We start from the raw sequence: 11,094 nt of genomic DNA, 5'->3' as shown, positions 1-11,094 counted from the left end.
TTGTAGACGTAGTCGATGGTGCCCTGCGGAATGGTCGCGAGCCCGGAAGCTGCCGCAGCGGGAACGCCGTTGGCCTCCAGTACGCGAGCCGTGGTCAGGTCAGGGGTATTGATCTGGATCGGCATGTCCGGCAGGTAGCTCAGGTTGAGCGCCAGGTTGCCCACGCCTTCAAAGGTCTTGTCGGCGGTGAGGCCGAATACCTGAATGTCTTCCGGGTATTCATAGAAGTAGGCGATATCGTTGCCCGCGGTGATACCCTGGGGGAGCGGGCTGTCTTCCTTGGTCACCGAGTAGTAAGGCAGTCGGCTGTGATAATTGAAGAAGTAGGTGCCGATCTTGGCCTTGGATTCCGGGAACGCGTAGTCAAACTTCAGGCCGTACTGACCGCCGTCCTTGGGTTCATTTTCATCCCTGCGGGGAATGTAGGCACCGGCGTTGTAGGCATCCTGGTTCGGAATGACGGCGGAGCTGGAGAAGGTGGCATCACAGCCCAGTGCGGTGTTGTCCAGGGTTGAGAAAAAGGTCCCGCAACCGTCCAGGTTTGCCGCACGCCATTCATACTGATAGAAGGACTTCATGCTCAGGCGGTCAGTGAAGTTGTAATCCACGGTGACCATGCCGGAGGGCGTCAGGAATTCCGTGTATTCCGACCCGGGGCGGTGCAATGCGGCCAGGTCGACCGCATTCAGTGAGCTGAAGGAGCCGCGTGAATAGAGGCTACGGCCCCACAGGAGCAATTTACGGCCCGCTGCTACTTTCAATGGCTGTTCGTTCACCTGGAAGGTGCCGTGGGCAAAGACCTGCTGGAAGGTCGCGCCCTGGAACTGGGAATTACGATGGAAACCGTCGTCGCTCAGCTTGCCGCCCTGGAACCCATTGGGGTAGTTGCCCTGGGGAACATAGCCTTCCTTCTGGGTGTAGTCGTACCAGGTCTTGGCCTGTACGAAGAGGCCGTAGTTCTTGTATTGCAGGTTGAAGTCACCGATGGCTTTGACCACGGAGGAAACCACTTCGCCGCCGTCATAGTTCAGGTTGCCGTCATCGGAAACCGCCGATCCTGCGGTACCACCGGGGGTATCACCGGCGAACAGGTTTTCCTTGCTGGCAGATTCCATCCGGGAGATGGCGCCCACGGAGGCCTTCAGGTTCCATTTGGCACTGAAGTCATCGTTGAACTTGTATTCACCGCCGGCCATGGCCGGGGCGGCGGCTGACAGCAGGCCCAGGGCCAGGACGCTGCTGTAGCCGACAGCGATTGCTTTGCTTCGCATTATTTTGCTCTCCCACTGCTCCGGGGATGAACCGGGCAGACATTCCGTTTGTTGTTGTGAACGTTGTTGTAGCGCACTTGTGAAACTCGCCCGGTCCCTTCGGGCGTTGTATTTCTGACTCTGCGGATTTCGTCGTTATTTTTTTGAATCACGATTCCGAAAACCGATCGGTCATGCTTAATTCATACATACCGCTTGGTATGTGGTCAAGACGACTAAAGTGGCAAAAATCGGTGGGGAAGCGGTTTAAGATGAAGGTTACGGGCTTATTTTGGGGAAAACGTACCAGTAAGTCGGTCTGAAAATAGGCGAAAGGAAACATAATCATGATATGGGTTTACTTTCGAACGTGGTTCGTTACCCCAGGTAACAAGCAAAAGGATGTTTCGTTTTTGGTGACTTTTTTTGTTTCTGGACACATTTTTTAATGATTGTGAGGCAGTTCCCTGCTGAGCAAAGGTGGAATTCTGGTTGATGGCGTCATGTCACTGCCCATGGCTTGCGAGAGATACCGTAATAACGACAGCGACATCAGGTGATGGGGTTTGACGTCAGGCACCCGGCATCGAGGGTGTGGCAAAGTGCCAGGTATTCGCCGATAAGCCAATCCGACGTCGAGAACCGTGTTATCCACGCCAGTACGCGATGAACCAAAAAAAGGGGGCACCAGACGGTGCCCCCAAGGGGAAACAGAATCAGCGCGATTCCGTCTAGAACACTTCGAACAGGCCAGCAGCACCCATGCCGCCACCGATGCACATGGTGACGACCACGTACTTCACACCGCGGCGCTTGCCTTCGATCAGGGCGTGGCCGGTCATGCGGGCACCGGACATACCGTAGGGGTGGCCGATGGAGATGGCGCCGCCGTTGACGTTGTATTTTTCCGGGTCGATGCCGAGCTTGTCCCGGCTGTACAGGCACTGGCTGGCGAACGCTTCGTTCAGCTCCCAGAGGCCGATGTCATCAACCGTCAGGCCAAAGCGCTTGAGCAGTTTTGGCACGGCATACACCGGGCCGATGCCCATTTCGTCAGGGTCACAACCGGCCACTGCCATGCCACGGTAGGCGCCCAGCGGTTGCAGGCCCAGTCGCTCGGCTTCCTTGCTGTCCATCAGCACACAGGCACTGGCGCCGTCAGACAGCTGGGAGGCGTTGCCGGCGGTGATGAAGCCGCCTTGCTGCACCTGCTGGCCACCCTTGAATACGGGCTGCAGCGATTGCAGCCCTTCCAGGGTGGTTTGCGGGCGGTTGCCTTCGTCCTTTTCCAGGGTCACTTCCACGTCGGAAATTTCCTTGGTCTCTTTGTTCATCACTTTCATGATGCTGGGCATGGGCGCGATTTCGTCATCAAACTTGCCGGCTTCCTGGGCAGCAGCGGTGCGCATTTGTGACTGGAAGGCGTATTCGTCCTGGCTGTCGCGGGACACGTTATAACGGTCGGCGACGATTTCGGCGGTTTCCAGCATGGACATGTAGATGTCAGGGCGGTTTTCTTTCAGCCATGGGTCGGCGGCGCGGAAGGTGTTCATCTTGTCGTTCTGCACCAGGGAGATGGATTCCAGGCCACCGGCCACGGCCACGTCCATGTTGTCGACGATGATTTCCTTGGCGGCGGTGGCAATGGCCATCAGGCCGGAGGCGCACTGACGGTCCATGCTCATGCCGGACACACTGGTGGGCAGGCCGGCGCGCAGGGCGGCCTGGCGGGCCACGTTGCCGCCGGTGCTGCCTTGCTGCAGCGCAGCACCCATGATCACGTCCTGAATGGTGGCCGGGTCGATGCCGGCACGTTCAACGGCGTGTTTGATGGCGTGGCCGCCCAGGGCCTGGGCCTGAGTGTCGTTGAAGGCACCGCGGTAGGCTTTGCCAATGGGGGTTCGGGCGGTGGATACGATTACGGCTTCTCTCATGGTCACTCTCCTGAGGTATGTTCGGCCTTAGATGTTTGTGCTGTAGGAGGCTGCTTGCAGCCGAATCGCTTTTCGCGGTGCGGGTTCGCTTGCAAGCAAGCTCCTACGTGTTTTGTTAACCCAGCTTGATGCCCTTGGCTTTGGCGGCCATGGTCAGAATCTTGGTGACATGGTCGCCGCCGGTCATCATTTCGCTGGCGTTGTCCATGTTGCCGATTTGCTCGAAGTGGGCGGCCACGCCATCCACATTACGCTCGTCGTCATTCAGGTAAACGCCTTGGCTTTCCATCAGGCGGACCATGGCGTAGCAACCGGCGCCGGCCAGCAGAATGCGATGGGTGGGGGCTTGCGTACTTGCCAGAAACAGCACGGCCGGGGTGATTTCCCTGGGCTCCAGCATGGCGAGCACTTCCGGGGGCATCAGGTCTTCGGTCATGCGGGTGGCGGCGGTGGGGGCGATGCAGTTTACCTTGATGTCGTATTTTTCACCTTCCAGGCACAGGGTATTCATCAGCCCGGCCACGGCCATTTTGGCGGCGCCGTAGTTGGCCTGGCCAAAGTTGCCGTACAGGCCGGAGGTGGAGGTAGTCATCACGATACGGCCGTAGCCCTGATCGCGCATGATCGGCCATACGGCCTTGCTGCAAATTTCCGAGCCGGTAAGGTGCACGGCCACGACCTTGTCCCAGTCGTCCTGGGTCATTTTCACGAAGCTTTTGTCGCGAAGGATGCCGGCGTTGTTGATCAGCACATCAATGCGGCCCCAGGTGTCGATGGCCTGCTTGACCATGGCTTCGACCTGGGTCTCATCGGAAACGTCTGCCCCGTTGGCAATGGCGTCGCCCCCGGCGGCCTTGATTTCGGCAACAACCTGTTCTGCGGCTTCACTGGAACCGCCGCTGCCATCGCGGGCACCGCCGAAATCATTGACGACCACCTTGGCGCCGAGTTTGGCCAGTTCCAGGGCGTGGGATTTACCCAGGCCGTTGCCCGCGCCGGTGACGATGGCCACCTGATTATCAAAACGGATTGTCATGGGTATCTCTCTGAATGCTTTTTGAGTTGAAAGTGAAAAGTTCAAAGTTGAAACGCGAGTAATGGTATTGCCAAATGACAGGCCCTGAAGCCGCGAAACAGACAGTGATTTGCTGAATTTTTTACCTCTCCAGAGCATGGCCGCGGGTAACGACTTTCATCTTGGTGCAGTGCTCTATCGCGTTTTTAAACTTTAAACTTTTAACTCGGAATTATTGCCAGGCTCAACCATTCCGCAATCAAGGCGGGCTTTTCCTGCCCTTCGATCTCGACTTGCACACCGTGGCGAAGTTGCCATTCATTATCGGAGCGCTGTTTGACTTCCAGCAGGGTGAACGAGCCGCGTATCTTGCTGCCTTCGCGCACCGGGTTCATGAAGCGCACTTTGTCGAAGCCGTAGTTGATGCCCATGACCTGGCCCTTGATGGTGGGCAGTACATCGATGGCCATGGCCGACAGCAGTGACAAAGACAAAAAGCCGTGGGCGATGGTGGCACCGAAAGGGCTTTCCTTGGCGGCCCGCTCCGGGTCGGTGTGGATCCACTGGGGGTCTTCGGTCAACTCGGCAAAGCCATCAATGCGTTGCTGATCGACGGTGCGCCACTGGGATTCGCCAACGTTTTTACCAACGTTTGCCTGCAGATCGTCGAGGCTGATTTGCGGTTTGCTCATGGTGCTCTCCCGTTGCTGGCCCGGACAATGCCCACCGAGGCCAAATTTCAAAACGTTATTTTAAAAAGAGTCAGTATGCGAGCGGCGTAATCAGCCGTAAAGGGTCAAAAGCGCCATCTAGGGCGGGAAATCCGTCACGGCTTGCTGTGCGGTCAATGGTGCGCTTCGGAACTTGTGTCAGACTTCGGCCGCAAACCGTCCCGGGAGCTGAAAAGCAAAGAGAAAGCCGGTTGCAGGGCGCCCCAAGTCAGCATGCCCGGAGGGTGAAGGGCGCATAAAGGTTAAGGGTGAGAGGAAGGAAGCGTATGGCGAATCCGAATGAAGCACTGGTAAACGAACCCCGTGAAGCGATTCTTGACGCGGCGGCGTTGTGTTTTATGGAGCGGGGGTTCAATGCGACCAGCATTGACGATATTGCCCGTCGCCTTTCTGCCACCAAGGGGATGGTGTACCACTATTTCAGCTCCAAGGCCGAGCTGTTCTTCGAGATCCATCATCGCGCCATGGATGCCCTGTTTGAAGAACTGGAGCCGGTGGCAGCATCCGACCTGCCTGCCCCAGAGCGGTTTACGGAAATGGCGCGCCGCTATGTGCATACCCTGATTCGTACCCAGCCTTATCAGCGCACTGTCTCGGAAGCGGTGCAAATGGTCTTGCGTAACAGCACCACTGCCGAGCAGCGGGATCAGCTAACCGATTTGCAGTCCCGCCGTAGCCAGTGTGAGGCGATGTTCATGGCGGTGCTGGAAGAGGGGATGAGTAACGGCACGATGCAGGCCAGCCGCCCCAGGGTGTCGATCAAGCCGGTATTCGGGGCAATGAACTCGGTGATCAACTGGTACCACCATCGCGAAGGGGAAACGGCCGAGCAGCTGGCCGAGCTGGTCAACGAAGTGGTGCAGGTGGCGCTGCGCGGGGTGATGAAATAATCGCGGGTTTCCTCTACTGGCAGGGAAAACCCGCGATGCCTTTCCCGGGCTCTCACCGCCCGTAATATCGGGCGGCCACTGCGCGATCAAAAAGCGTCCCGGCAGGTTATTTTTTCATGAAGCCCGCGAAGCGCTCCCGGGTATCCTCACTGAACATCCTTTGCGCAAACAACACACTTTCCTTTTCTATCTGCGCCTTGATGGCGGCGTCGCTCAGGCGTGTCAGCTGTTTGGTCAGGGCGATGGCCGCGGGAGTTTTCTCTGCCAGCCTCTGCGCCAGCGCCAGTGCTTCTGAAGCCAGCTCATCCACCCCGGTTCTATAGGCAATCAGCCCCATTCGTTCGGCTTCCTCTGCGCTAAACGTATCGCCGGCCAGCAGCAAGCGGTTGGCGTTCTGGCGGCCAATCAGGGCGGGGAGTATCAGGCTGGAGCCGGCTTCGGGCACCAGCCCCAGGTTAATGAAGGCGGTGTGGAAGCGGGCGTCATCGGCGGCGATCACCAGATCCGCGTGCAGCAACATGGTGGTGCCAATACCGGTGGCGTTGCCCTGTACCGCCATGATGATCGGTTTATCCAGGGCCATAAGGGCATGGACGAGAATCATGGCCGGGCTCAGTTTTCCCTCATCACGGCTGGCCGGGTCGGCTTGCAAAAAATCCTTGATGTCGTTGCCCGCGCAGTAGCTGCGGCCGTTGGCGGTAATGAGCAGCGCATTCAGGTCATCCCGTGCGGCCAGGTGTTGTACCGCTGCGGTGAGGTCTTCATACATTGCCACATTGAGCGCGTTGAGCTTGTCGGCGCGATCCAGGGTGACGTGTAGAACGGCGTTGTGCTCGCGGGTTTGAATAAATCCGCTGGTCAGTGTCAGCTCCGTCATGGCGCATCTCCGGAAAGGGAAAACCATGGACAATATCGGAACAGTGTTCCAAATAATAGCCATGCATGGATGCATGAAATTTATTTAGCGGGATGCAAAATATCAATTTCACTAACTAATGGCCCTGATCTAGGCTGGTCCCATCGCTTTTCAGCTCAGAGGATTCGCGCATGACCCAGTTTTATCTTGTCCGCCACGGGCAAGCGTCGTTCGGCACCGATAATTACGATCGCCTTTCCGAACTGGGTCACCAGCAGGCACGCTGGCTGGGCGAGTATTTTGCCGAACGGGATATGGGCTTTGATGCCCTGGTGTGCGGAAATCTGGTACGCCACCGGGAAACCGGCGCCGGCATTTGCGAAGGCCTGGGTGTGGCCTTGCCTGAAGACATTCAGCCGGGGCTTAACGAATTCGATTTCCAGTCGCTGGTGGATGCCTATCTCACCCAGCACCCGGATCAGGTGCCCGGTGAGGGCGCCCCGGTCGCGGCTTTCTACAAGGCGCTGAAGACCGCCATGAAACACTGGCGCATGGACACCTTGACCGGTGATTTGCCAGAAACCTGGCAGGGCTTCTCCGGCCGGGTGGCTGCCGCTCGCGAGCATATCCAACGGCAATACAGCGACAAGGACCGGGTGCTGATTGTCAGCTCCGGCGGTGCCATGGCTATGTTTATCAGGCACGTTCTGGGTGCGTCGGATGACGCCGTGGTGGAGTTGAACCTGCAGATCCGCAACAGCAGCGTGAGCCACGGTTTCTTCAATCAAAAGGTGGTGCGCATGGCCAGTTTCAATAACGTGCCGCATCTGGATCGCCCGGACCGTTTCGAGGCGATTACTTATTATTAAAGAAAGACATTCAGCACCCTTGATGGCGCCTTTGCCTGTAGCGTGAGGCGTGCTGCGTGCCGCATTTTTCAATGGGAGAGTTTCATGGATTTTCAGTACACAGAAAAAATGCAGACATTGATCGCCCAGGTGCGCGATTTCATCAACACCGAAATTCGCCCGGTGGAAGGGTTGTACCACGAGCAGTTGGAAAAAAGCCCGTGGGAAACCCCGCCGATCATGGATGAGCTGAAGGAAAAAGCCAAAGCCAAAGGTCTGTGGAACCTGTTCTTGCCCAAGGAGTACGGGGAATACAGTGCCGGCCTGAGCAACCTGGAATATGCGCCCCTGGCCGAGGAAATGGGCCGCAGCCGTATTGCTTCCGAGGCGTTCAACTGCGCGGCTCCGGATACCGGCAATATGGAAGTGCTGGCCAAGTACGGCAACGAAGCCCAGAAAAAGGCGTGGCTGCAGCCGTTGCTGGAAGGCCGGATTCGTAGTGCCTTTGCCATGACCGAACCGGAAGTGGCGTCCTCCGATGCTACCAACATTGAAACGCGGATCACCGAAGACGGTGATGACTACGTGATCAATGGCCGCAAGTTCTATATCAGTGGGGCTATGCGCAAGACCTGTGAAATCATGATCGTGATGGGCAAGAGCAGCCCGGACAACCCCAACCGGCATCAGCAGCAGTCGCAGATTCTGGTGCCCACCAATACCCCCGGCGTCAATATTGTTCGCCCGATGCAGGTGTTTGGTTACAACGATGCACCGGAAGGCCACGCGGAGGTTATTTTCGATAATGTGCGTGTGCCCAAGGCCAATATGATTCTTGGTGAAGGCCGTGGCTTTGAAATCGCACAGGGCCGCCTTGGCCCGGGTCGGATTCATCACTGCATGCGCCTGATCGGTGCTGCCCAGGAAGCCTTCGAGCTAATGTGCAAACGGGTAAACCAACGGGAGGTGTTTGGTGCACCCATGAGCAAGCAGGGCTCCGTGCGTGAAGATATTGCCAAATCCTACTGCGAAATCGAGCAGGCCCGGCTGCTGACGCTGAAAGCGGCAGACGCCATGGACCGTGCAGGTAACAAAGACGCCAAGGATTTGATCGCTATGATCAAGGTGATTGCCCCGAATATGGCGTTAAATGTCATCGATCGGGCGATTCAGATCCACGGTGCTGTGGGCCTGAGCCAGGATACGCCGCTGGTTAACTTCTTTAGCTATGCGCGCACCCTGCGTCTGGCCGATGGCCCGGACCAGGTGCACATGATGCAGCTGGGTCGGAACATGGCTAAACAATTCGCCTGATTTCGGGTGCTGGCCCGGAGCGTTAAACCCGCTCCGGGCTTTGCTATTTGCGCAGCAGAACAGAGAAGAACAGGAGAGCTCCATGTCCCAGGTGGATACACTGGATACGCAGAAACTGGCTGAATACCTTGAACAACACATTGATGGCTTCAAAGGTCCTGTCCAAGCCGACAAGTTCGAGGGGGGCCAGTCCAACCCCACCTTCAAGATCACTGCCGCCTCCGGCTCCTATGTGCTGCGTCGCCAGCCGCCGGGCAAACTGCTCAAGTCCGCCCATGCGGTCGATCGCGAATTTCGTGTTATGGCCGCATTGAAAGACACCGATGTACCGGTGCCCAATGTGCTGCACCTGTGTGAAGACCGCGATGTTATCGGCTCCATGTTTTACGTGATGGAGTTCTGTGAAGGCCGCATTTTGTGGAGTGCAGCCCTTCCCGAGGCGGGTGAGGGCGATACAGGCAATGCGGTGCGTGCGCAGATGTATTCGGAAATGAACCGGGTGCTGGCAGCCTTGCACAGTGTGGACCTGGAAGCCGTCGGCCTGACGGATTACGGCAAGCCGGGCAATTATTTTGAGCGCCAGCTGGGCCGCTGGACCCAACAATACGAAGCGTCCAAGTTGCAGGAAATCCCTGCAATGGATTCGCTGATCGAGTGGTTGCAGGCCAGCCAGCCCGAGGATGATGGCCAGGTGTCTCTGGTGCACGGGGATTACCGCCTGGACAACATGATGTGGCACCCCGGCAAGCCCGAAGTCATTGCAGTACTGGACTGGGAATTGTCCACACTGGGTCACCCACTGGCAGATCTGGCTTACCAGTGCATGGGGATGCGGATGCCGCAGCGCGGCGCCAAGATGGCTGGCCTGCAAGGTAAGGACCGTACCGAGCTGGGTATTCCCAGCGAGAAAGAATACGTGGCCATGTACTGCGAACGCCGGGGTATTTCCCATATCGACAACTGGGAATTCTATCTGGCATTCAGTTTTTTCCGTCTTGCTGCTATCTGTCAGGGTGTGGCGAAACGGGCTGAAGACGGTAATGCATCCAACAAACAGGCCGCCGAAGTGGGGGCGCTGGTAGAACCGCTGGCTTCCATGGCCATGCAGATTATTAACGAAGGGGCATAAAAGGCCGCTTCACGTTGCACGCAACAGGCAACACGGTAAATCAAGAATAGAATTTGCAGCGCAGTGTCAGGGCTGGACGTTTGGCCTGGCTCCGATTCGTGTTGCCGTGTGTTATCTGAAGCGTGCTGCGTCAATTTCAATCGGGAGAGTAGTAATGAGCACGAGCCTTTTTAATCTTGAGGGCAAAATTGCCCTGGTGACCGGCGCTAGCCGGGGTATTGGTGAAGAAATTGCCCGTCTGCTGGCAGAGCAGGGCGCCCATGTGATTGTGTCCAGCCGAAAAATTGATGGCTGCCAGGCGGTGGCGGATGCCATCAAGGCCGATGGCGGCAGCGCGGAAGCGTTTGCCTGCCATGTGGGCGAACTGGCGCAGATCGAAGCGGTGTTTTCCCATATCCGCGAAGTGCACGGCAAGCTGGACATTCTTGTGAATAACGCTGCCGCGAACCCGTACTTCGGCCACATCCTGGATACCCCGGTGGATGCTTTTGACAAGACGGTCGACGTGAACCTGCGTGGCTATTTCTACATGTCCGTAGAGGGGGCTAAGTTGATGCGCGAGCACGGTGGTGGTGCCATCGTCAATACTGCCTCGGTGAATGGTCTTACCCCGGGTGAAGGCCAGGGCGTGTATTCCATCTCCAAAGCGGCCGTGATCAGCATGACCAAGTCTTTCGCCAAGGAATGTGCACAGTTCAACGTGCGTGTGAATGCCTTGCTGCCGGGCCTGACCAAAACCAAGTTCGCCGGTGCCCTGTTCACCAACGAAGACATCTACAAACAGGCTCTCAGCCAGATCCCCATGGGCCGCCACGCGGAACCCAAGGAAATGGCCGGCACAGTTCTCTATCTGGTTTCCGATGCCTCCAGCTTCGTGACCGGCGAGTGTGTTGTGGTTGATGGTGGCTTTACCATTTAACACTAACGTTGCTATCAAACCGCTGTAGGAGATTCTATGTTGTCCACCCCAGTCTTCATGAGGCAGGGGCCGGCTGATAGTCGGTGCCATTTTTCATAAGCGCGAAGGCGATACGAACCAGTTTGCGCGCCAGGATGACTAACGCTTGGGTAGTTGCCAGCCCTCGATCCAGATAAGCCTGATAGACCCCTGCCCAACGCTTGCTCCG

At 57.3% G+C, this 11,094-nt stretch carries 10 protein-coding genes; 5 read left to right on the top strand and 5 right to left on the bottom strand.

Annotated features, from left to right (window positions below):
- The 4 genes from A3730_RS09980 to A3730_RS09965 all read right to left on the bottom strand — a co-directional run.
- Nucleotides 1-1,271 (bottom strand): DUF1302 domain-containing protein (locus A3730_RS09980; RefSeq protein ID WP_063538009.1); only part of this gene is annotated, 1,271 nt, incomplete at its 3' end.
- Between the two features lie 710 nt (nucleotides 1,272-1,981).
- A complete protein-coding gene (locus A3730_RS09975) occupies nucleotides 1,982-3,184 on the bottom strand; it encodes an acetyl-CoA C-acyltransferase (protein ID WP_063538007.1) in 1,203 nt (400 codons plus the stop codon).
- A 115-nt stretch (nucleotides 3,185-3,299) separates the two neighbouring features.
- Nucleotides 3,300-4,220, bottom strand: coding sequence for an SDR family oxidoreductase (locus A3730_RS09970; RefSeq protein ID WP_063521349.1), 921 nt, complete (start codon nucleotides 4,218-4,220; stop codon nucleotides 3,300-3,302).
- 200 nt (nucleotides 4,221-4,420) lie between these two features.
- Nucleotides 4,421-4,891 (bottom strand): MaoC family dehydratase, encoded by a 471-nt coding sequence (locus A3730_RS09965; RefSeq protein ID WP_063521348.1) that lies wholly within the window; start codon nucleotides 4,889-4,891, stop codon nucleotides 4,421-4,423.
- A gap of 305 nt (nucleotides 4,892-5,196) precedes the next feature.
- Here A3730_RS09965 and A3730_RS09960 point away from each other — a divergent pair, with 305 nt between their 5' ends.
- Nucleotides 5,197-5,820, top strand: a complete 624-nt coding sequence (locus tag A3730_RS09960) for a TetR/AcrR family transcriptional regulator (RefSeq protein WP_063519529.1) — start codon at nucleotides 5,197-5,199, stop codon at nucleotides 5,818-5,820.
- A gap of 106 nt (nucleotides 5,821-5,926) precedes the next feature.
- On the opposite strand, the gene A3730_RS09955 is transcribed toward A3730_RS09960, so the two are convergent.
- Nucleotides 5,927-6,697, bottom strand: a complete 771-nt coding sequence (locus A3730_RS09955) for an enoyl-CoA hydratase/isomerase family protein (protein ID WP_063519528.1) — start codon at nucleotides 6,695-6,697, stop codon at nucleotides 5,927-5,929.
- Between the two features lie 170 nt (nucleotides 6,698-6,867).
- Here A3730_RS09955 and A3730_RS09950 point away from each other — a divergent pair, with 170 nt between their 5' ends.
- The 4 genes from A3730_RS09950 (at nucleotide 6,868) to A3730_RS09935 (ending at nucleotide 10,886) form a co-directional block, all read left to right on the top strand.
- Complete coding sequence (locus A3730_RS09950) at nucleotides 6,868-7,545, top strand: histidine phosphatase family protein (protein WP_063519527.1); 678 nt, start codon at nucleotides 6,868-6,870, stop codon at nucleotides 7,543-7,545.
- Nucleotides 7,546-7,629: 84 nt separating this feature from the next.
- Nucleotides 7,630-8,838 carry an acyl-CoA dehydrogenase family protein gene (locus tag A3730_RS09945; RefSeq protein ID WP_063519526.1) on the top strand — a complete coding sequence of 403 codons (1,209 nt, stop codon included), beginning with the start codon at nucleotides 7,630-7,632 and terminating at the stop codon, nucleotides 8,836-8,838.
- Nucleotides 8,839-8,920: 82 nt separating this feature from the next.
- The gene (locus A3730_RS09940) at nucleotides 8,921-9,967 is read left to right on the top strand and encodes a phosphotransferase family protein (protein ID WP_063519525.1); all 1,047 of its coding nucleotides are present in this window, start codon (nucleotides 8,921-8,923) and stop codon (nucleotides 9,965-9,967) included.
- A 154-nt stretch (nucleotides 9,968-10,121) separates the two neighbouring features.
- Nucleotides 10,122-10,886, top strand: a complete 765-nt coding sequence (locus A3730_RS09935) for an SDR family oxidoreductase (protein WP_063519524.1) — start codon at nucleotides 10,122-10,124, stop codon at nucleotides 10,884-10,886.
- Nucleotides 10,887-11,094: the final 208 nt, after the last annotated feature.

Source organism: Alcanivorax sp. HI0044 (assembly GCF_001634945.1).
The sequence above is the reverse complement of the archived record's forward strand: the minus strand, read 5'-3'. Positions and strand labels throughout refer to the sequence as shown.

Coding starts and splice junctions, on each gene's coding strand:
- A3730_RS09975 (WP_063538007.1), bottom strand. CDS start 3,184: ATGAGAGAAGCCGTAATCGTATCCACCGCCCGAACCCCCATTGGCAAA.
- A3730_RS09970 (WP_063521349.1), bottom strand. CDS start 4,220: ATGACAATCCGTTTTGATAATCAGGTGGCCATCGTCACCGGCGCGGGC.
- A3730_RS09965 (WP_063521348.1), bottom strand. CDS start 4,891: ATGAGCAAACCGCAAATCAGCCTCGACGATCTGCAGGCAAACGTTGGT.
- A3730_RS09960 (WP_063519529.1), top strand. CDS start 5,197: ATGGCGAATCCGAATGAAGCACTGGTAAACGAACCCCGTGAAGCGATT.
- A3730_RS09955 (WP_063519528.1), bottom strand. CDS start 6,697: ATGACGGAGCTGACACTGACCAGCGGATTTATTCAAACCCGCGAGCAC.
- A3730_RS09950 (WP_063519527.1), top strand. CDS start 6,868: ATGACCCAGTTTTATCTTGTCCGCCACGGGCAAGCGTCGTTCGGCACC.
- A3730_RS09945 (WP_063519526.1), top strand. CDS start 7,630: ATGGATTTTCAGTACACAGAAAAAATGCAGACATTGATCGCCCAGGTG.
- A3730_RS09940 (WP_063519525.1), top strand. CDS start 8,921: ATGTCCCAGGTGGATACACTGGATACGCAGAAACTGGCTGAATACCTT.
- A3730_RS09935 (WP_063519524.1), top strand. CDS start 10,122: ATGAGCACGAGCCTTTTTAATCTTGAGGGCAAAATTGCCCTGGTGACC.